Origin of the sequence: Bacillus badius NBRC 15713, from assembly GCF_001591605.1 — a bacterium.
GTDB classification, from domain to species: Bacteria; Bacillota; Bacilli; order Bacillales; family Domibacillaceae; genus Pseudobacillus; species Pseudobacillus badius.
Genome location: NZ_BCVF01000025.1, coordinates 26,251 through 47,638, shown reverse-complemented (window position 1 = coordinate 47,638; position 21,388 = coordinate 26,251). Strand labels below are relative to the sequence as shown.

General features: G+C 42.0%; 17 protein-coding genes and 1 riboswitch. Of the genes, 6 read left to right on the top strand and 11 right to left on the bottom strand.

Annotated features, from left to right (window positions below; genetic code table 11):
• Positions 1 to 16: 16 nt before the first annotated feature.
• Positions 17 to 103: riboswitch (cyclic di-GMP riboswitch) on the bottom strand.
• Between the two features lie 287 nt (positions 104 to 390).
• The gene (locus BBA02S_RS13030) at positions 391 to 921 is read left to right on the top strand and encodes a GNAT family N-acetyltransferase (RefSeq protein ID WP_041096703.1); all 531 of its coding nucleotides are present in this window, start codon (positions 391 to 393) and stop codon (positions 919 to 921) included.
• Between the two features lie 152 nt (positions 922 to 1,073).
• On the opposite strand, the gene BBA02S_RS13025 is transcribed toward BBA02S_RS13030, so the two are convergent.
• Complete coding sequence (locus tag BBA02S_RS13025) at positions 1,074 to 1,514, bottom strand: Lrp/AsnC family transcriptional regulator (protein WP_041098119.1); 441 nt, start codon at positions 1,512 to 1,514, stop codon at positions 1,074 to 1,076.
• A 133-nt stretch (positions 1,515 to 1,647) separates the two neighbouring features.
• On the opposite strand from BBA02S_RS13025, the gene BBA02S_RS13020 reads away from it, so the two are divergent.
• Positions 1,648 to 2,052 (top strand): carboxymuconolactone decarboxylase family protein, encoded by a 405-nt coding sequence (locus BBA02S_RS13020; RefSeq protein ID WP_041113352.1) that lies wholly within the window; start codon positions 1,648 to 1,650, stop codon positions 2,050 to 2,052.
• A 266-nt stretch (positions 2,053 to 2,318) separates the two neighbouring features.
• Here the strand turns inward: BBA02S_RS13020 and BBA02S_RS13015 are convergent, their stop codons facing one another.
• Positions 2,319 to 2,687: a hypothetical protein gene (locus BBA02S_RS13015; protein WP_041096706.1), complete on the bottom strand. Its 369-nt coding sequence runs from the start codon at positions 2,685 to 2,687 to the stop codon at positions 2,319 to 2,321.
• Positions 2,688 to 2,927: 240 nt separating this feature from the next.
• On the opposite strand from BBA02S_RS13015, the gene BBA02S_RS13010 reads away from it, so the two are divergent.
• A complete protein-coding gene (locus BBA02S_RS13010) occupies positions 2,928 to 3,110 on the top strand; it encodes an aspartyl-phosphate phosphatase Spo0E family protein (RefSeq protein WP_041096708.1) in 183 nt (60 codons plus the stop codon).
• Between the two features lie 123 nt (positions 3,111 to 3,233).
• Entirely contained in the window at positions 3,234 to 3,452 is a 219-nt protein-coding gene (locus tag BBA02S_RS13005; protein ID WP_052475106.1) for a hypothetical protein, read from the top strand.
• A gap of 315 nt (positions 3,453 to 3,767) precedes the next feature.
• Here BBA02S_RS13005 and BBA02S_RS13000 read toward each other — a convergent pair whose 3' ends face one another.
• Both BBA02S_RS13000 and BBA02S_RS12995 read right to left on the bottom strand, forming a co-directional pair.
• Positions 3,768 to 4,526: a class I SAM-dependent methyltransferase gene (locus BBA02S_RS13000; RefSeq protein WP_041096711.1), complete on the bottom strand. Its 759-nt coding sequence runs from the start codon at positions 4,524 to 4,526 to the stop codon at positions 3,768 to 3,770.
• 31 nt (positions 4,527 to 4,557) lie between these two features.
• A complete protein-coding gene (locus BBA02S_RS12995; protein ID WP_041096713.1) occupies positions 4,558 to 5,433 on the bottom strand; it encodes an NAD-dependent epimerase/dehydratase family protein in 876 nt (291 codons plus the stop codon).
• 130 nt (positions 5,434 to 5,563) lie between these two features.
• Here BBA02S_RS12995 and BBA02S_RS12990 point away from each other — a divergent pair, with 130 nt between their 5' ends.
• Positions 5,564 to 6,148: a cytochrome c biogenesis CcdA family protein gene (locus tag BBA02S_RS12990; protein WP_052477258.1), complete on the top strand. Its 585-nt coding sequence runs from the start codon at positions 5,564 to 5,566 to the stop codon at positions 6,146 to 6,148.
• Positions 6,149 to 6,269: 121 nt separating this feature from the next.
• On the opposite strand, the gene BBA02S_RS12985 is transcribed toward BBA02S_RS12990, so the two are convergent.
• From BBA02S_RS12985 to yeiL, 5 genes are all read right to left on the bottom strand, one after another.
• Entirely contained in the window at positions 6,270 to 8,861 is a 2,592-nt protein-coding gene (locus tag BBA02S_RS12985; protein WP_041113351.1) for a polynucleotide kinase-phosphatase, read from the bottom strand.
• 2 nt (positions 8,862 to 8,863) lie between these two features.
• A complete protein-coding gene (locus BBA02S_RS12980) occupies positions 8,864 to 10,240 on the bottom strand; it encodes a 3' terminal RNA ribose 2'-O-methyltransferase Hen1 (protein ID WP_041096719.1) in 1,377 nt (458 codons plus the stop codon).
• A gap of 271 nt (positions 10,241 to 10,511) precedes the next feature.
• Entirely contained in the window at positions 10,512 to 10,805 is a 294-nt protein-coding gene (locus BBA02S_RS12975) for a hypothetical protein (protein WP_041098123.1), read from the bottom strand.
• Positions 10,806 to 10,915: 110 nt separating this feature from the next.
• Positions 10,916 to 11,239: a hypothetical protein gene (locus tag BBA02S_RS12970; protein WP_052475109.1), complete on the bottom strand. Its 324-nt coding sequence runs from the start codon at positions 11,237 to 11,239 to the stop codon at positions 10,916 to 10,918.
• 255 nt (positions 11,240 to 11,494) lie between these two features.
• Positions 11,495 to 12,166, bottom strand: a complete 672-nt coding sequence (yeiL, locus tag BBA02S_RS12965; RefSeq protein ID WP_041096721.1) for a transcriptional regulator YeiL — start codon at positions 12,164 to 12,166, stop codon at positions 11,495 to 11,497.
• 80 nt (positions 12,167 to 12,246) lie between these two features.
• On the opposite strand from yeiL, the gene BBA02S_RS12960 reads away from it, so the two are divergent.
• Positions 12,247 to 13,428 (top strand): MFS transporter, encoded by a 1,182-nt coding sequence (locus BBA02S_RS12960; protein ID WP_041113350.1) that lies wholly within the window; start codon positions 12,247 to 12,249, stop codon positions 13,426 to 13,428.
• 138 nt (positions 13,429 to 13,566) lie between these two features.
• Here the strand turns inward: BBA02S_RS12960 and BBA02S_RS12955 are convergent, their stop codons facing one another.
• Positions 13,567 to 18,354, bottom strand: a complete 4,788-nt coding sequence (locus BBA02S_RS12955; protein ID WP_082040185.1) for an endonuclease — start codon at positions 18,352 to 18,354, stop codon at positions 13,567 to 13,569.
• 74 nt (positions 18,355 to 18,428) lie between these two features.
• Positions 18,429 to 21,155, bottom strand: coding sequence for a 5'-nucleotidase C-terminal domain-containing protein (locus BBA02S_RS12950; protein ID WP_082040184.1), 2,727 nt, complete (start codon positions 21,153 to 21,155; stop codon positions 18,429 to 18,431).
• Positions 21,156 to 21,388: the final 233 nt, after the last annotated feature.

The following is a 21,388-nucleotide window of genomic DNA, read 5'->3' as shown; positions in this document are numbered from 1 at the left end:
TCCTCCCTCTCATGTTAGAGGCAGCCCAGCCGTCCTAATCCATTTGATTTTAGACCCGTCGGCTTTGCGTCCTAACCTTTCGATTAGTTTGCTTTTCACACTCTTAAAGTTGGCACAGTGATAATCAAGTCAGTTAACTTTCTCTTAATAAGTGCAACAGCCTTCTGTCAGCTAAAATGATAGAAGGCTAGTTACTGTCATTATACTTGAAATGAAGAAAGACGACATAAATTTCCATTGAAACCTTTTCGAACTTTCTGGATGCATATTATATGACTAACCATTCAAAAGCTGTATAATAATGGTGAATCTGAAAATAGAAGGGACTGAACTATGCGCAGATATCAATATTTTTAACTCATCCAAAAAACTCAACTGGAGGTAAAAGTATTGATTAAAAATTTGTATACCCAAAGGCTGCACTTGAGAAAAATGACTGTCGCGGATTCATCCAGCTTGTTTGACATATGGTCTGATCCTGATGTGACGAGGTTTATGAATATCGATCGCTTCACAAATGAAGACCAAGCAAAAGAAATCATCACTTACCTGGATGCATTGTCTAAAGATAACCAAGCGATTCGTTTCTCAATTATTGAATTGACATCTAATCGCATTATCGGTTCATGCGGATATAATTCCCTCGATTTTCAGAACGCCAAGGCTGAGATCGGCTACGATATAGCGAAAGCGCACTGGGGGAATGGATATGCGCCGGAAGCCATCTTATCCCTAGTAGAGTATGCATTCAACTCCTTGAACCTTCATAGAATTGAAGCAAAAGTAGAGCCGGAAAACCTAAACTCTATTAAAGTGCTGGAAAAGCTCAACTTTACTTTCGAGGGGACTTTAAGACAATGCGAAAAAGTGAAAGAAACGTTTATTGATCTCAGCGTGTATTCCCGGCTTAAAACAGACTAAATGTTGATTTATTTTGCCGCATCTCTATGACATTAAAAGGTTCGGCTGAAACGATCATATAGGTCAGCCGGCGGGTCTCTGTCTTTTAAAGACATAGACATCCGCCGGCTTTATGCTTTTTGTCCCTTCCCTCCCACAGAACGGGGCATCCATCAATCCGCTTCAAAACTTGCATGAGTTTGGACTTTTGAAAAAATAAAATGCGTGACCGTTTGCGCAAGCGGGCTGACACTATCTATGAACTCTTCCGCTTCAGCAAAAGTTTTAAAATGCATTTTCAGCATATAACAAGCATCCCCCGCCACCCGGTAACAAAACTCTACATTTGGAACCTTCGCTATCAAACGTTTAAAAGAGGCATAGTCGCCGTTTTTCACTGTGGCCTCTATGATGCATTGTATAGGCAAGCCTAGTTTCGCATAATCCACCTCTACTGTATATTTTTTAATTAGCCCAAACGACTCCATTTGCCTGACTCTTTCCGTTACGGATGGAGAAGACAAATTTACTCTCCTCCCCAGCTCGCTCATTGATAAGCGGCTATTATGATAAAGTTCATTTATTATTTTTTTATCGATCTCATCAATTTTCATTTTCAAAGAAAATTCTCCTCTATTCATTAAAACTTAAAAGTATGATCCGTTTATTTGTTTGTAATTTAATGGGAATAGACCTTTTTATTTTTTATAATTAATTTATATCGAATATAGCAAGGAGGCTCATTCAATGGCAACTATTATTGAATCAGATTTTGGAAAAACACCTTTCCAGCGACTTTTAGGCCATAACCAACAAGTAATGGAAGCATGGGTTCATTTAGGAGATATATTAGAAAAAGACGGGTGGCTGCCCTCTGCGTTAAAAGAACAAGTGAGGCGGACTTTGGCACAAGGCAATGGCTGTGAATATTGTAAAGCAAAAGGCAAACCTGAACCCGGTAAGTTTACTGAAAAAATTTCGATGGCAGCAGGATTTGCAGAAGTATTTCTGAAGCAAAAGAGCAATATACCAGATTCAGCCTTCACTCTATTGAGAGAGTGCTTCACTGAGGAGGAAATCAGCGAACTATGTGCGTTTATTGCATTTGCCACTGCCTCGCACTATTTTGGTGCCATGATGAAATTAAAATGATGAATCAATAAGGAGCACCGGAATCATCCTTAGACTGCCGGGTATGAAAAGTGCGGTTACGCAGGGAGTACTAGATGTTTAAACAACAGACTCTCCTTATTATCAGCAAGGATAAGGGCCATCTTTACCATATTGATTTAAGGATGGCTCTTTTACATAAGAGATTATCCTTTTACTCAGCTGGTTTTACCTGCTCCCTAATAAAAAAGACAGGCCGCCGCCCGTCTGATTGGATAGTAGAAAATAGCTTTATTCTTTTTATGCGCTTATTGGCTAAAAGCATGTATGCGTCCCTTGATCTCTGCAGCTGCCTCGGTTGGATGTTCCATTTGAAAAACAACATATTGATACCTTTCATGCCCTTCCAGTTCCATAATTAGTAAAGATCTGTTTTGTTCGAATGAAAGAAAATACCATTCATTTGCATATTTGAAGCTGCCTTCATAAATATTTAAGAAAGAAATGGACGTGCCTGGCATCCTGAGCATCCATCGAGGCGCTCGAAAATCATCAACTACTATACTTTTAATTCTATTGTATGGTATATGAATCTTCCGCTTTAAAGCAAAAAAGCTTGTTACACCCGTTAAAGTCAACGTAAGTCCTTCTTCACCAAAATAAATTTTCCTCCCCATGCCCACACCTCCAAATGAGTCTGTACCTCGGCACTCTTTTGCACACGTTCATTTGTTCTTTCCTGAGCGGCCCTTTGGGAAAGCTGAATAGCGTCCGCTCCATTTTTAGCTTAACAACAATACAACAATAATAATTTTTGTAAAATCCAGCAAAAACATTCCTTTTAATGTCATAAAGTTGTATAATATCCTCTGGTTTAACTTTCCAAGAAATAAATCTGGTCGTTTGGAGTGTTGGAGATGATCATACAAAAAGAAGCAAATGAATTAATTAACCAAATCAATCATATTAGGGATTTAATGATCTTAACAGGACTGCGTAATGGTCTTAACGATGACCAAACCTTAAAATATAGCAAAGAACTGGATAAGCTCATTCATAAGTATCAGCTCATGACCTCATTCTCTTCCCATACATCATAGCTAAGAGCTTGCTGGCTATGTGTTCTTTAAAGGTTCTTAAGCAGCCGCATGATCTATTGGTAAAATGTTCTTCGGTACATAAACTATTTACAAGAAACGTCACCGCCAAAAAGGAGTGAAAGAGTGGAACTGTTTGTTGTTGCAATATTGGTTTCTCTCATCTTCGGATCATTTTCTTATATGCTGCTGCAGCATGCAGACAGCGTGTTAAAGGTAAGCTCTTTTTCAAAGGAAAGACTTGAAAATCCATTTATAAAAAGGTTGATCAAATTTATGGGCTGGTGGTTTTTATTTCTCGTGGCAGCTGTATGGATTCTGGCTATTGTCTCTTTGTTTGATTAAGTCCAAGAGCACTTTTTAGAAAGCTTGGCCCTGCATCTGTTTAGCAGCAATCAATGATTCGAGATTTGAAGGTTGTTTTTATTGGCAAAACATCTATTTATTCTATCATTCGCAAAATAAAAATCTTCTTTTATAATGAGATTCCCCTGGCCAGGGGAATCTCATTTTCGTTTTACCAGGCAGAGAATTATACGAACCGAAGCCAAGTAAGTTTAATGGCAATGTTGGATTTATGCGCGCAGATCATCGGTTTATGCACGAATTCACCCGATTTATGCGCGCACATATCACTAATATGCCCGTCATCGAACTGAACTATTTTTTCACAGCCTCGAACGTAACCAGTTCAGTCTCTTTAGTTGGCTCCTTCTTGTAATTGTATTCTGCAGAGCAAGTGATTTCCGAAAAACCGATACTTTTTAATATAAGCTTAAATTCCTCGATCCCATACCAGCGAAGGACAAACTTTTGTAATTCTGTATCCACTAACTTGCCTTTTTGCCACTTTTCATATTTTAAATAGGAAAGAGTGTATTGATCCACCCAATTGATTTCCACTGATTTATTCTCTAATAAAAGGCCCTCCTCATGAGAAAGAGGAAAAGTGGAAGTAGTGATTTCTCCTGTACGCCAATGACCAGGTATTCCAAGGTCAATGATTACGCGTCCATTAGGAGCCAAATGGTCATAAAAGCATTTCAATGCAGCTTTCGCATCTGCCAATTTCTCAATTAAACAAAAGGAACCTGTCGGTATGACAATCGCTTCGTAGGTTGAAGGCAATGAAAAATCAGATAGATTTCCTTCATAAAGACTGGGATTCAAGCCCCGTTCTCTGCAATGTTCACGGCATGAATCCAACATTTCCGGCGAATAGTCAATCCCATCTACACTATACCCCTTCTCTAATAAAGGAATTAAAAAACGACCTGAGCCTACTGCCGCTTCAAGCACCTTTCCCTTTGTTCCTTTTAGTCTATCAAGATAGTACTCAATATCTCCATTGATCGAATGACCAACAGGCTTTGTTAAATTATAAAGTTCCGTACTTAGACGGCCATAATAACTAAACAATTTATTCCCCCCATTTTCTGTGTATCAGAGCCTATTTGTTATTAACTGCAATAGCTTTGACTAATGGCTTCAGCCAATCATGCAAGTCGGTAAAATGAAATCCTTGATTGGCGGCTTTTTCATTGGCCATATACCAGGAAGCAGGAATGGCATAAGGTGAACGGATGTCATCGCCTCCGGCTAAAGAGATGTTTGCTTCTTTGCCTGTCACTGCTTCAATTAATTTAATTAAAGCAGCCAATGATATTTTGCCATTCGCTGCGGCATTATACGGTCCCTCTACTTCTTCCAGTCCGGCCCAATGCAAAAACCGGGCAGCCTCATCTGCTTGAATAAATGACATTTCTGCTTCCATGCTTACCAATCCAATAGGTTCTCCTTTGGCTATGCGTTCAACATGAAAATGCAAACGTCCCGTATAATCATTCTCTCCCATAACAATGGGGAAGCGAACTGCAGCAACCGGAAATAAGGCATATTGAAAGAACACGGCCTCAGCTTGGCGTTTTCCTTCTCCATAAGTAAAGTCTGCTCTGTCCCCCATTTGAATTTCATAAGTATATGGATCGAAATCGGCTTCGCTTTTTTCTTTCCCATCCGCTTCATATGTAGAAAGAGTAGACGTAAATACCAGCTTGCCAATCTTGCCGTTAAATACCTCACAAAAAGAATAAGCATCATTTGAAGAGTAACAAATATTATCATATACGAGATCGAAATGACGCCCTTCAACCTTCTGTGATAACTCCTCCTTCTTCAAACGGTTCGCTGTCATATGTTCCACTTTATCGCCGAATGGATTACTCCCGCGGGTCATAACCGTGACTTGATGTCCCTCTTGGATTAATCGCTCCACTAATTTACGCCCAAAGAAGCGTGTGCCGCCTATTACCAAAATTTTTTTCATTTATAGGCCTCCTTAGCATATGTTTTCATTCATGTCTTTTAGCTTCGGTGAATGCGATCGCTCCATAAATCCAAGTATATACCAATTATAGTATATTTTACAAAATAATGAACACTTAAAACGGACATTTGTGTATGCAGGTTTTGAGTTTAGCGGCTTGTCAATTGCCATTTACTTTTCAATCGGCTTCACGCTTATATACTTTACTATCGGCTTTTCTGCAAGTTTAGCAGGCAGCCTGTTCATCCGGTATAATGACCTGATCCAAATGTTTGGCGGGATATTCTTAGTGACGATGGGATTATTGTTACTAGACATTTTTCAGCCCGCCTTTTTAATGAAAGAACGGCGCTTTAGCCACACAAAAAAAAGAATCGGCTTTCTTAACTCCGTCATTGTTGGCATTGTCTTCGGCGCCGGCTGGAGCCCCTGCATCGGACCCATCTTTGGAGCTATTATTTATGCCAGCTTGATGAACCCTGCTCAAACCTTCTTTAACATTGCCGCTTACTCTTTAGGGTTCTGCCTCCCCTTTATTTTAATGGCATTCTTTATCAGCAAAACCAAACTGCTGGTCAAATATTCTTCTATATTTATGAAAGCCGGAGGAGTATTGATGATAGCGATCGGCCTGATTGTATTTTTTGATAAAATGACGTACATAAATATATGGAGCGCCAAATTGCAGACCCTCATCGGGAGCTTATTTCATTAATTTTGCTTTTAACAGCCGATCCAGCTTAACAAACCCAGCTGCTCTTCTCAGAGGAAGGCCAGCTGGGTTTGTGCCTTGTTTATAGAGCTCTCCGGAACCGCTTAGCTTCATGCCCAATCCATTATAATCGTGGATCTACGGGATCGGCTTCCATAGCCAATGTAGCGAGTACGCATTCATGAACTCTTTCAATCGATTCTCCATTGACAAACCTTTTAATTCCTTCAACTCCTAGTGCAAACTCTTTTAATGCTAACTTTTGTTTTTTGCCTGTATTTCTATTCTTTAGTCTGGCAAGATTTTCAGGGCGCAAATAGTCCATTCCGTAAATAATGTTGAGATACTTTCGGCCTCTGACCTTTATCGCAGGCTGGACCAGCTTTCCCTTATTTCTTGAAATAAAGGATTCAGGTTTAATAACAATTCCTTCATGTCCTTCGCTCGTCATCTCTTCCCACCATTTAATGGCTTCTTCTTCACTTTCCTTGTTGTGGATGATTTTATATTCTGTTTCCACAAAGAGGCTGGAGTGCTTGGAAAGCTCTCGGTTCATCTTCATATGCCAAGTATGGGGCCGGTCAAAGAACACTTCATTGCTGTGGGCTAATATGTGAAAGGGGGCAATTTGAATTTGGTCCACCTCCCCGATATCCCAGCAGTATTTCTGAAAGACTTCTTTAAAGGTCATGGCATTTTCTAATTTGTGCTCGTATTCTTCCAGCCACCCTTTTAAAAGGTTATTTTCCTTGAAAGCTGCCTCGATTTTTTCCTTTAGCTTGGTCCGATCCAAAATCGCATTTTCTGCAACATGTGCATACTGATTGCTGATCAGTTCTTTTGCTTTCAGATTCCATGGCATAATCTCCGCATCTAGCAGCAAATATTCGGTATCATATGTTTCAAAATAACCATAGTCCTTCAAGTCTTTGTGAATCTTCAGCACCAATTTTTCCTCTGTAGGAGCATCAAAGAAACGTCTGCCGCGCCTCGTATAGATCACTCCCAAACTATCTATTCCTACATGCTTCTTAGCTGCTGCCTTGTCCTTGAATAGAAACAAAATCGCTCTGCTGCCCATATGTTTTTTCTCAGCAATCATTGTTTCAATCCCTTGATTCCGATAGTAATCGATGGCCTCTTTCGGATGCTCAAGGTAGTTGTCTAAAGAGGAGGCATTAGGAGTCGGGCTCATTGTCGGCGGGATATAGATCAATTGTTCGATGGGAATGGTAAAATGTGAAACCGCATCAACAGCCGATTTTGCAATGTCCTGATGAATTTGGACTGCTCCCAGCTCTTCAGTTAAAACGGAATAGCCGTTCATCAATCGGCCGATATTAGGTGGAGCCAGCCGCTTCTTTTCCCACTCTTTTAGCGGATTATCTGCAGACTCTGCATAATCCTTCAGGGCTTTAACCGACACAAATTCTTTTTCCGGAAACCGAAAGGCCGTCAACTTCCCGCCAAACACCACACCTTGGTCAATATTAATGGTGTTATTTATTAAGAGCGGCTGAGGCTTCGGATCATGTCCCCAGACAATTAACGTAGTTGTTTGATGATGGATGAACCAATCTTTTCTTATCGGCTTCCCTTGCTGGTCGAACCCATCTGTATCGCCATAACGGCAAAAATCGCTAATGTCACGGGATTGTTTCCCGATAAATTCATCTTTTATTCCAGCGTGAGCACAGACTAAAGCGCGCACACCGTTTTTTGTAAAGACATAGTGTGAAGGGGCTTGCAGGAGAAATTCTTTTAAAGCGTGTTTGATCTCTTCCGTTCGTTTGCTGCCAAACGCTTCTTCATATTGCTGGAAATCCTCCGCAACCTTTTCATCCCCATGGCTCAAAGTCACCTTTCTTCCTTCTAGCCACCTGGCTATTTTCCAGCCATGATTGCTGTCAATCATGTAAGCAAGGCCCTTTTGTACATGGCGCAAAAAGAATAACATCGTGTTAAGCGATTGCGGCCCGCGACTCATCACGTCTCCAACGGAAATGAATTTTCTGCCATTTGGATGAATGTAGAGCCCTTCATCATTTTTTTCATATCCCAGCTTCTCCAATATCAGAATCATTTCATCATAGCAGCCGTGAATATCTCCTATTATATCGATTCCCTGCTTTACATCTATTTCAATCGGATTGGTGCGTCTGATGAACTCTATATGCTTCGTTTCATCCAGTAAGTAGGTGGATGTGTAGCCTTCTTTTTTAATAAAACGCTTTTCTCTTTTAAATGTTTGATACTGCTGCTTCAGCCGTCGTTTTCCTCTTGGATGATCTCTTTGGCCATCTCTCTCGATAAGTGTATCTAAAGGGATGTCCAGCACGATCGCTATGATCGGAACATGGTTTTTTCTAGCCAATGCTATGTATCTTTTTCTGTCGTCAGGATGAAGGTGTGTGGCATCCACGAATGTTAATTTATTTAATCTGCACCTTGCGTCAATCACTGAGTCCATCATTGAAAAGGCTTCTTTTGAAATAGTTTGGTATTCGTCCAACAGACAGTCTGCCTCATCTTTGGGTCTTTCCCGCCAGTCTATAAATTCCCTGTCGCTGACTAACACCCGAAACTCATCGGAGCTCACGACCTCTGATGACAGTATTTGTTTCTTTTCAATCATGCTTTTTAATAAAGTGGATTTGCCGCTGTTAGATGGACCAACCAGTAAAACAATTCCTGCATACGGTACTATTATTTTCATCGTTAAACCTCTTTTCTCACAAACATGCACATTTGAGTTGGACAGCCATATTGTTTGTGCTCTTCTCCAATGCCATCAAATATAAGCTCATATGGATACTGGGCACTTCTGTTTAAACACCAATGATGGAATTCCTCTCGTGTCCACTCAAATCGATGGTCACTGTGGCGGAAATGTTCCTCCATGTCGTACACATTGTTGTACTCTTTATTAGGCGTGGTAATGATCAACACATTAGGCTGATATTCATTCAAAATGGTGTCCATGACCTTTGGCAATCGAAACTCATCAATGTGTTCAATCACCTCACATAAAATCATGATGTCCTTTCCTTTTAATCTTTCATCATAGTAAAAGAGTGATCCCCATAACGGGGTGGGCTTGACATAGCCGGCTTTCGATTCTGCTTTATCAAACAGCTCCAGCGCCCGTATGTTGGCAGACTCTGAAGGTTCCACTGCCAGAATTTCTTTGATTCCATTGACAAACCCTAACCGAACCGACAGCTTCCCTTCTCCTGATCCAAAGTCGACAACGCTCTCCCTAGGCTCAATTTTGCTGACGGTCTCAATGATTTTTTCGTATCGCAGCTCGTTTAACCGAACTTTTTTAACAGCTGGCTCTTTGCTGCCTTCCTCTTGGCTGTCACTGCGATCCTGAGTAATTTTGCTGTTCTCCACCATGCTGTAGATTTCTTTAAACCGAAGAGACTGCCGCCAGATGAAATCCTTTTGAGGATGGTCTTCTAACCATCCTTGCCCATATCTCTCCAATTTCTCAATTTCTTTTTCATCGATATAGTAATGTTTATAATTGTCCAAAACAGGAATTAAAACGAAAAGTTGTCTAAGCCCGTTTTGTAAAGTGCATACGCCATTTAGGGAAAGGTATCTTGCTGTGCTTTTTGGCTTCATATCAAAAGAATAGCCTGTTTCTCCGCGGGAAATTTCCACTTTGTACCCTAATGGCTCAAAAAGATTGATGATCTGCTGGTTGGAGAGAGCTGAGGCAACCGGACCAAAATCAAACTGAAAAGAAAATGGATGATCCACCCACGCTGAAAACTCTTCTTTTGGCTGCCCGTTCAATGCCGTTCCTAAGGCAGATCTTATAAATGAGCAAAATATACTGCTGACGGCAAATTCCCTGTCATTTATATAATGGGTAATATCATAGGCATTAGAAGTATGTTTCAACAGTTCTATCGGGTCCGGTGAAACAAAAATCGTTACTTCCACTTCTGTCTCGCTGAACTTGCTGTAAAACAGTCTTACCGAATGACCTTTGTGATTTCTTTCGTACAGGTTAGCAGGATTTTTGGCTAACAGATGCGAAAGAACTTTTACATTATCGCCAGTAGCTTTCATCGTTAACTGCATCAAAACACTTCTTTCTTCAATTGAATTAGAAAATAAACTCCTCAAAATATTAAAATAACTATACCATATAATATGCCAAATAACTCCCAAAGCGGGAAGCAGTGATCTCTACCTACGCAAAAAAAACCAGGATGTCCTGGTTTTTGCGTATTTTTACTTATTAATAAACAAACTCTCGCCGCTTTCCATTCATCCGGAACTGTGACTTTCTCTGTACTCGATATTCGATTGATCCATAGCGTCGCTGGTATTTAAAAGAGAGAATAAATGATTAATGATTTTCCGAATTATGAGGATTATATAATTTAACCCTGGATAAATTGTTGCTCTCGCTTCTCATCTTTTTCTTATCTCTAGCTACTAAATCTTCGAGCTTATTTAACGCTTCTTCGAATTCACTGTTCGTTAACTGCTTAGTCGCTAATAAAGAGCAAAGCATCGCATAAGCGATTGACTTAGTATCCACTTCTACATGTACATGAATATCGACATCCGAATTTCCGCTATTTCCAATCTTCGCTGCATTATTTTCCGAATGAGCCATCTCTTGATTTCTGGGCGGCAAGGAATTCCCTCTCTCCCAAAAGGGGAGCCTTTGCGGAGATCCCATTCCGTTTTCCTCATTTCTATTAATTTTGAGGTGAAAGGACAAAGTTGTCCCCTCACCCATCACGATTAAATATCAAATCTCTGTGCTTGTTCCTGGTCTTGGTCCTGGTCTGAATTTGCTCTTGAACGTACTCTTGCAACAGAGTCTGAATCTACATGAACGTCAATACGAACATTAGCATTTCCGCTGTGAATTACTTTAGCGATGTTCGTGTTTTTATCGATGTTTTTCAATCTATTCTCATTGTCAATTTCATTATCATTTCGGACGTCCACATCAACACGGTCATCAATATCTACTCTGAATTCATTATCGACATCGATATTTGTTCTTGAACCGACATTTTGTCCATGCTTATGGCCTTTACTTGGAAACCATACTTCACTCATTTTCATTCCCCCTTTCTAAGCTCTTACTGTATTTTATTCCTGATCATCTCTTTTGCATGGACAAACCTCTTAGGACAAACACATATATTTCAAGTATTTAAGAATGATTCACCTTTCTTCTATGTGTCTATTGTCATTAATACGGCAGTGTTAAATCTTGCTGTATCCTATCCAGCAAACCTTCACCTGTTGGTCTATGTGTACAGATTGATCTCTCGCCTCTTCCTCTCTTGTTCCATGCTTCCTGCCATTTCTCTATCGATTCTTTAACACCTCTGCCAGTTCATATAACGGCTCGGGCTGCACAATTCGATAGTGGCGGCCCTCCTTTTTTAAAAATCCGCTGGAACAAAATTGCGCAAGCACATGCAATAAATGCCGGTAGGAAACCCCTAAAAAATCACAAACTGTTACATGCTTTTCCTTGTAAATCTCCTGATCAGCTGTTTGCAAAATAAAATCCGCCAGCCGATTTTCCAGCGGGAAAGCAAGGCTTTGCGAATACTTCGCAGCCATTTGGGTAGCTTTTCCGCTTAAAAATTTCGTTAACTCACGCAAGAACGTCACATCCTCCAGCAGTTGTGTCCGGCAGCGGTAAAAAGGGAGGGCAAAGCAAACCGTTTTCGTGGAGCTTTGAATTCCTTTTGTGTAGTACACTTCATTTAATAATTCCATTTCTCCAATATAGTCATTCTCGTTAATAAAATTAATTAAGGAAACCTTCCCGTTTTGATGCGTGACGTAAATTTTGGCTTTTCCTTCAAGGACATAAAATAAAAAGTCAGGCCGCGTCCCCTCTTGAATGATCCATTCATCACGCTCGTATTCATGTACCTCTATCAGTTCTTCCACTGGAAAAGAAAATAAATGAGCGATGGAGTACGCCTCCAAGTAACGCCTTCTTGCTTCATCTTTGTAAATTTTCATCATCCACCTCAAAAGTATGAGATATCTCATATTATTGCACCTCCCTCCATGATATCATGCAAACAATGGAGGGATATAGAATGAATACACAGCGCTGGATGAGCAGCCAATTTTTTAGTTTTTATATGACATGGGGCATTTTTCTTCCCTATTGGACAGGGTGGATGATTCATACAAAAGGAATTACGGTTTCACAGGCCAGTTTCATTATGAGCTTAGGCTTGGTGATTAGAGGTCTTTCTACATTGCTCGTTTTTCCTTATTTGTCAGGAAAATTTAGCAGCAAAGCGTTATTAAATGGAATGGCCATCGGAACGCTTATTGCGCTTCTCTGTTATATTCCAGCAAGCTCCTTTACTAGCCTGCTAGTTGTGACATTGCTTTTGCATTTCTTCTACCCGACGCTGATGCCTGCTTTAGACAGCGCAGCCGGCGCGCTCGTGCAGCATAATCAATTACGGCATTATGGAAAAAGCCGCTCTTGGGGATCGATCGGGTTTGTCGTAGCCGGTATGATTTTGAGCGTCTTCACAGGAGCCCTTGGGGATGAAGCCATTCTATGGGCGCTGTTGCTCAGCACATTGGGGTTTGTTTGTTTAGGCTTTATGCATGCGCCCGTTGTTTTATCTAAAAAACCGGAAACAGACCCGGCACAAAAAGGCGGCATGATAAAGCTATTTCACATCAAACATTTCGGTCTGGTACTCATTATCGTGATTTTGCTGCAAGCAGCCCACGCCTCTTATTACAACTATGGCTATATCTTTTTGCAGGAAATCCATGCACCGAAATATTTAATCGGACTTATTATTAACATCGCGGTTATCGCAGAAATCATTTTTTTCGCAGTTGCGGATCAAGCTTTCCGCAAATTTTCGGTTGCTTCCTTGCTGACACTGGCAGCTCTTGGATCGTCCGTCCGCTGGCTATTAGTATTTGCCTTTCCAAATGTCGCGGTTTTTTGCATCGCTCAAACATTGCATGCCTGCTCATTTGCTATGGGACATTATGCCTTTATGAAATACTTAATCCAGCATATTCCGCATGCACAAATCCCGAAGGCCCAAGGCATGTACTCTGCACTGGCACTTAGCTGGAGCACAGCCATATTTACGATATTTGGCGGCTACCTATATGAAGTTGAACCGAGGTACGCCTTTCTTGGGATGATCCTCTGCACCATTCCGGCTATGCTGCTTGCACTCGTCTATCGGCGAGTGGAATATAAACATAGAAAAGACGTTGCCGCTTCTTCTGTATAGCTTGTTGATATACAGCACTCTGCAAAGCGTTTTTTAAAAAACAGGCTTGTCCGCGTTGGACAAGCCTGTTAAATGTAAATATTGATACAACTCGCTCCCTTGTTGATGCTGCTGTACGACGAATACCAGATATCTATGTCACCAAATGTCTTTCACCCACTCTGGGTGGTCAATAAACGGGTTCCGGTTTCCTTGCCATTTTTGAATGACGTTGTTTCTGTTTCTCTCAAAATCGTCCACTGGATCTTGCTCGTGCCATTTCACTAAAATCGATTGCTTGCCATGATACGGGTTTTTTCCGTTATTCAGCTTTTCATTTAACTCAAGATCTACCCGATCTCCCGGCTCGTAACGAACGGCCATGTACAATAACATTCTGGCTACATCGCCTTTGACTCGGTCGGGCGGCTCCCATGAATCAGCCGAGCGATAGCAGCCATTACAATTCTTCACGGCATTCCCGCCGTTATCAAAGTCTAAGTTCCCCCGGGTGCTGTTTATTGTTACGTCTGTTGGACGCAAATGATGAATATCCGTTCCCGGTCCTTTGCTTGTCCCGAAATCGCCATGAGATTTGGCCCACACATGCTCACGGTTCCAATTCCCCGCATTGCCGCCGTTCAAGCTTTTTAAACGAGATTGTCCGGAATAAAGCAAGATCACATTATTTGAATTAGCAGGGTCCTCATCCGTCTCTTTCAACGCCTCCCATACTTCCTCATACGAGAGCTGCCGGTGGTCATCGATAATTTCATGAAGAGACGCTTTTAAGAGGGCCCCTGTTTTTCCATAGGCATCTTGATAATAGTTCTCTGTCGACTGCTCGGCTGCTTTGACCGTTAGGCTAAAACGCGCTGTTGTACTTTGGTTTCCATCTGTCGCTGTAACCGCCACGAGATGGTTTCCCTCTTCAAGCTCCAGTGCAAGTGTTGATGTTTTTGGATCAATCCTTCCTTTTGTAGCGGCAAAGGTTAATGGATCTCCCTCCGGATCAGTAAAGTAATCCGGTAAATGCAAGGAAATGATCTCCCCTGGCACGGCTGTCTGATTAGAAAATTCTTTCTTCAATACAGGCGCTTGATTGTTTCCTGAAGAAGGAAAGTCAATAGGCTCTCCTTTTGAATTTGTTATTTTAATGGAATCAGGTGTTGCTCCATTCTCATATTTAATGCCAACAAGGTGTTCGGCACCTCTAATTTCTTTCAGGTTCTGTCCGTCAACGATTACTTTTCCTGCTTTAACACCCTTGAAGTCAACGATGGCCCCTTTCTCTTTTGGACGGATCGTTACTTTCGTTTGGCTAAAGCCATCGCCTGTCAGTTCGGCATAACTGCTTGTTAGCCAGATCCCTTCTTCAATAACGGATGAATGGTCCAGATGAATAGCGACATTCGGCGACTTAATGGTCAGCTTATCCGTCTTAAAACCGACCAAGTTAAATGCTTTTTCGGGCTTGACCGGTTCCGGAACTTCTTCTCCAGCACTTTTTAAGTCAATTTGGGCCAGCACAGGATCATGATCACTGGCACGGCCGGCCATATCAGTAAAATCTGCATTGACATGAAGAATGTCCACCCGGGTTTGATTGGCTAAATGATTTGATACTAAAATATGGTCTAACACTTGAGAGTTTCCTTGGTATACGTATGTGTAACGGTCAGATTCTTCTACTTGATTAATCATATTTGTCATATATTCACCTTCGTGAATTTTTAACGATTCGGAAAACTGAAAGTCGTTAAAATCACCCAGAGAGACAATGTTTGCAGCAGGATTTTCTGTCTTGACCTCCTTAATAAAGGCGGAGATGACAGCTGCAATTTCTTTTCGCTGTGCTTCACTTCTATAAACAGGCGGTTGTTGCGAACCGAATAACGGCGTATCTCCGTTTTTAGAGTTCCAGTGATTCGCAATCACAACGATGCTTTCACCTTGGAAATCAAACTGCGCAGCCAATGGCTTTCTGCTGTTCTTAAAGGCAGGATGAGCCGGATCAATGCGGCCAGGATTCATCGTTAATTTCCCATCTTTATAAGCAACCGCTGTTGTTGCGTTCCCTGCAGGCATTCCCTCGGTTAACGACACACGTTTAGGATTGTACAGAAACCCGACACGGATATTTGCATTGGGCTGGCCGCCGTCTTGATTAGACTCAGGATCAATATTGACATACTTATATGCCGGCCCGCCCGCTTTTTCAATCTCATTGATCAATCGCTGGTAAGTTTGATTCGCCTTCGAATCACCAGCATCCGGACCGTTATTATCTTGAACTTCTGTCACACCGATAATATCCGGGTTTTGCATATCAGAAACAAATGCTCTAGCCAGCTTTTTAGCTTTGTCGTCTGATGTAGTTGTCAGGTTGTTTGAAAAATTCTCCAAGTTGTAAGAGGCAATCGTTAACTTGTCTTCCTTCTTTACAATAGTTGTTTGTTCCGGCTTTGCCTGGCCTTTTTTGTGCACTGCTTTCATCTCATTCAGTCCAACGTAAATTTTATAGTTTTGGAATGAATAACCGACTACACCGGTAATTGGCCCGTCGAATGTATCGCCGGTCGCAACTTCAAAGTCGCGCGCTTCTTTGTTCGGCTCCAGCCGGAATTGAATGCGGTCGGCATTTTGATGATCTTTTTCCAGCAGCAAGCCCCCATGTAAAGAATTGGTTCTCTTACTTTCAAGAACAGTTACAAGATCTCCATGTTCTTGTGGAGCCACCGCTTTTACACGCCCCGTTTGTACACGCATGCCTTCGAGGCTTTCCCAAAAGTCAATTGCATCTACATCCGGATTAAAAACAGAAAGCTGGTCGCTGTCAATTTTTTCGGTTGGTACATTCGTTTCGTCGATCACGGCCGGCTTTGGCAATGCTGCCCCTTTTTCTTTAACTGTTACATGACCCCCTTGGTCATTACGAACATTGATCTGAGTTGTTTTCATATCTGTTTGCTGGCGGTCATCGAACCCGTCAATAGCATATTCACTGACTTTTCCGGTGACAGACACTAAATCTCCTACCGCGATTGGCCAAGGGTTCTTGCCGCTGTACAGAACTATTGCTTCCGACGTTTTGGGATCATGGTCTGCCAGCTCGTCCGGCGTTTGAATATGATAATAATTTGCAGTGCCTAATTTGAAAGAGTAAGTAACAACCCCTTCAATATTCTCCACTGTTTGCCCATCAAATGGCGATTTGTGACTGGCCCCTTGAATATCATGAATTTGCAAGCTATCTGTGATGCGGTAATGAAACTGTTTGGTGTCGCTCATTTTGCCATCGGCTGTTTTTACTGCAGCTTTTACTGTTGTTGTTTTGTTCAGTGCTATCGGCGCCTCATACTTTTGCCCTTTTTCTGCTGGGTCGGAACCATCTAGCGTATATAATATCTCCGCATTCGCTGTGCGTGTCGATAAAGTCACAGTTGTGCCGCCTGCAAATGTGCCGCTATCCGGATTGGCAAATACAGGATGAACCACTGAACTATCCGCAGCGATGTCTTGCTGCGAACGTGGAATGAGTTGGTAGTCACCATTATACTGCTGCACAATTCCTGTAATAAAATCGTACTTACCGCCTTCTGTTACGTCCAATTCACCGGTCTCATCACGAACAATAAATTCAGCGGAACCATCTTTCGCCTGATAATTTGCCCAAGTCCCGCCGTCATTCACGCCTGTAATTTCAACATGTTTCACAGTAACCAGCTTTGATTCATTATCTTCGTTTATTTCCGTGCCGGACACTTCCGCAGGAGCCGGAACACCGATAGCTGCTTTTTTCTCATTTATCTTTGCATTGTCTAATTGCAGAAGCCCTTTAAATTCGGCAATTGTTCCTGTTAGTGTTACCTCGTCGCCTACAGCTGCATCTAAGTTTGTCGGGCGAACCGCTATTCCGCCTGTCTTATCTTGAACAGCCATAGTGTTTTTCAATTTAGCTGTAATGATTCCCTTAACCGTCACCGTCTCATTAAGCGCCTTTGTACGGGCCTCCGCGATCGGCACAGTTTGTTGGGCAGGATCTGACGCTGCCACTTGGCCTGTCGGCGCACTCGTCACAGCAGATCCATTATCTCCGCTAATGATTACTCGGATGAACTTCCCTGCTTGTGCGGCTGTTAATTCGAATGTTGCTTTTGTCGCCCCTTCAATATCTGTGTAAACGCCATCTGCTGCGTCCGCCATTTGCCACTGATAGGTTACATTCGTTGCTCCTTCATTAGCTGACGCTGTTAACGTTTCACCCGCTTTAGCTGCTCCCGAAATAGCGGCAGATGTTACTTCTATCTGTTCTGTTGGATCGGTGGGCATTGAGGAGTTATCCATCTTGTGAAAGCCTAGATTAGAAATGTCATCTATAGGAAACGCTACCCATTCTTTTGAAGGGTCGAACGCATCATGAGCCGCTGTATCGCCTGCTGTGATGGATGGATGGCGAACCAGTGTAGTATCAATAGTTGTTGGATGAGTCCCCCAGGCATTGCCAGGATCAACCCCCACTTGCCCGAAGGAATCAATCACTGCATTTGATTTTTTCAGAACGATGGCATCATCGCCGTTGAAGTTAGCAATGCCATGAGCCAGCTGCCCTTTATCTTTGATTGCTTGACTTGCGTTCCCATTGTAAACAACATACGTATTTCCGGATGCCAGCGTGCCTTTTAGGGATAAACTTTGTGTTGCATTGGCTGCTCCGTTTGAATATAATTCCAGCTTATATTGGCTTAAATCAATCGGGGCGCCTGTGCCATTATATAGCTCCAGCGCTTTATTATTGCCGCTTCCCTCAATATACTCTGAAATAATTAAATCAGCCGCGGCAGCGGATGCTTTGGTTGCCGTCGGAAAAGCGGGGATCAACAGGCTTCCGGCTAATGTGACAGAGAGAACGCTGCTTAATGTTTTTTTCCATTTTTTCTTGCTCATTGGATTAGTCTCCTTTATTGGCGAGGATTATTTCATTGAATTCTTCTTCCTCTTTCTACAATCAAAAACAACGATTAAACAATCGTCTCTCCCGTTACCTCCACACTTGATAAATCTATCGCAAACAAATGATCTAGCCCTGACAAATCTAAGCTGCCTCTCACTTTAATGTTCTCCAGTTTAAAACCTGTGCCGGCTGTTCCTTTAAGAATTAAGTTTCCTTTAACCTCTGCATCGTTTAAAGCAGCCGCTCCCGTTACATCAACTGTCACATCTGTTTCATGGATTTTGGGAGATCCAACTGTTCCGGAGAAGTCAGCTCCTGTCATTTCTCCGCCGCTGGCAGCTGCATCCGTAATGCGCCCTTCAATCTCAGGGTTCACTGTGCCCAAGTTCTCCAAATGGTCTCTTAGATTTTCCCAATCGGATAATCCTAAGTCTGTTACACGGCCTTCTTCATAAGCGTTTTTGAACACACCATAGCCGTCTCCGCCTTTAGCAGTGAAGGCATTGGTTGCCACCTTGTATGTTTCATTCGCTTTAATCTCTTCATAAGTGCCGTCTGCTTTCTTATAAGAGATGGATACGACGCGCTGGTTTACTGGCTTGGAAGAATCAAATTTAATTTTTGCTCCAGATACGTGCAAGAAGCCGCCATTTTCTAACGGATAAGATGTGAAACTCGTTTCAAATGCTGCTTTCAATTCCTCACCGGTGACGCTCACTGTGGCTAATGTGTTGCCGAAGGGAAGGACGTTAATGACTTCACCGACAGTAATTGGACCCGTATCAATCGATGTTCGAATACCGCCGCCGTTTTGAAGCGCCATAATCACTTTCGGATCGTATTGTTTGGCTTTAGCCAGCATACCGTCTGTAATTAAATTGCCAAGCTCTGTTTCATTTTTACGAACGCTTGGTTTGGTGCTATCTCCCCCAGTACGCGGATTTTCTAACGGTTTAGCCGCCGTAGCCCCCGTCGGCTGATTTTTCGTTTCGTCTACTTTGGCTTTGAAGGGTTCCAATGCTTCGAGCATTTCTGGATCTTCCTTTTTATCTTTAATTTCAATTAACTCACTGGCTTGACCGATGACGTTCCCAGTTTTGTCGAATGTGACGTCTAATGTACCTAAATAGTTATTGTATTGATCTGCCTGAACAATGATAGTCGGACTTTTCGTTTTGCCGGTTTCATCCTTGTCAATGCTAATAGCTTCATTTAACTTCGTATGACTATGACCGCCGACGATCACATCAATCCCGTCTACTGTGGCAGCTAAAGTTAGATCATTATCTATTGCCTGGTTGTCATCGTACCCGATGTGAGAAACGGCAACGATTTTATCCACCCCTTGTCCTTCAAATGCTTTTACTGCTTTTTCCGCTTCCGTGATATAGTCTTTAAATTCCACTTTGCCCGGGCTTGAAATATCTTTCGTTTCTGCGGTAGTTAATCCAAAAAAGCCTACTTTTTCGCCATCTACTTCTTTAATAATCCCGTTATAAATCTTTCCATCTTCCGGTTGGCTGGAGATTCTGTCACTAAATAAGCCTTTAAATTTGTCGTCTTTCGCAAAATCAACATTTGAGCTGACAAACGAAAACTTTGCTCCTCTAATGAAGTCAGCCAGCGCCTGATGGCCTGCTTGACTTGATCCCAGATCAAATTCATGGTTGCCGAATGTCATCACATCATAGCCCATAAGGTTCATGAGCTTTAAATCTGCTTGTCCTTTAAATTCATTGAAATACAGCGTTCCTGTGAAAACATCTCCTGCATCTACTAATAGCGCTTTTGGCTTTTTAGCACGCACTTCTTTGATTGCCGTCATTTTTTTTGCAGCATTATCCAGATTTCCGTGCGTATCGTTTGTATGCATGAATGATAAAGTGAACTTTTCATTTGGCTGTGGCGGATTAACCGCTCCTCCATCATCTTTCACTGTAAAGCCTGTTTCTTTTGATACGCCGTTCAATGTAACTTTCACTGTATATGTTCCCGCAGAAAGACCCATGAATTCAGCGGTTGTCCGGTTGCCGGCAACCTTCACTTTCTTTGTCTCGACTATTTTTCCGCCGCGCATAACTTCAACGGTTGCTTCTGCATTTTCCGGCGCGTTTCTAAAAGTAACCATTACCTTAGCTGTTCCGTTTGATGAAGCCGTTACTTCCAATTTCTCCACAATAACTTCTTGACGTACGTCCAGCTGGGAGAGCTTATATAAGAACAAGGCATATTCTCCGCGTTTGATGTGGGCCGCTGTTCCGTAAGCTGTTGCTGTCTTTCCTGATGTAATGCCGTGTTTCACAAGCGCTTTTACCGCCTCCTCATATGGCGGTGACACATCGGTAAAAGGGAGTTTTGTATCGATCCCTTTTAGCTTATACGCTTCAGCCAGCATAAGGGCCGCTTCCCCGCGTGTAATGCTTTGCTCTGAACCGAATATTGTTGCTGTTTTCCCACTGATAATTCCCGCTTTCTTTAAAGCATCCACATAAGGTTTCGCACGATGAGGCACATCTGTAAAGCCCGAAGCCTCTACATTTTTTATGTCTAATTTTAATGCCTTAGCAAGCATCACCGCCGCGTCGACCCTCTTAATTGAAAGATTGGTTCCAAAAGCTGTACTTGTCACTCCAGAAGTAATTTTATTTTTAATAAGATAGTTTACTGCCTCTTTATATGTACTGGACACATCTGTAAATGAAGCAGCAAATGCAGGGGGGAGGGCTGCCGCTACTAAAGCGGCTGTTACTCCTGAAGCAATAAATTTGCGATGAGAGCTGGATGGATAAGTCATTTGTCTATTTCCTCCAATGCGTATATTATTCGAGCCAATCGTGTCCTTTGAACCTTGAGAATGATAGTCATCTAGCAAGTTATCAATTAAAACTTTATCATACAAATTGTGCGAATTTTGTAAAAATAAAGTAAAAGATACTTAATAAATAGAAAGCTAAATAAAGAGAAACTCTTATACTTCAAGATTCTTTAACGGCAAGATCTTTTTAAAAAAACTTTACAATCGCTTCA